Genomic DNA, 269 nt, shown 5'->3' with positions numbered 1-269 from the left:
CTGCAGGAAGGTCTGTACCAGCTCACGCATCTCTTCGCTGGCGCGGGCAATGCGTGCCACCTGTTCCTTCTCGCGCGGGACAAGAGCAACGAAGCGGCATTCGTTGGCGACCGCAGCCTGGCCGCCATCGCCAATGAACAAGCCAGCCGCTGGGGCGACCTGATCAAGGAAAAGGGGCTGGATTGCCGGGTGATGGAGGAAGGCCAGGACGCTGGTCTGTACAACGCCACCTTTCTCGCCACGGTGATGAGCAACCTGCTGCGCAACGC

1 pseudogene is annotated in these 269 nt (G+C 62.8%); it reads left to right on the top strand.

The window, feature by feature from the left end:
- Positions 1-269, top strand: a pseudogene (locus GYB81_RS23875) (hypothetical protein); the annotation flags it as partial.

The organism is Pseudomonas yangonensis, from assembly GCF_009932725.1.
Classification (GTDB): domain Bacteria; phylum Pseudomonadota; class Gammaproteobacteria; order Pseudomonadales; family Pseudomonadaceae; genus Aquipseudomonas; species Aquipseudomonas yangonensis.
The sequence above is the reverse complement of the archived record's forward strand: the minus strand, read 5'-3'. Positions and strand labels throughout refer to the sequence as shown.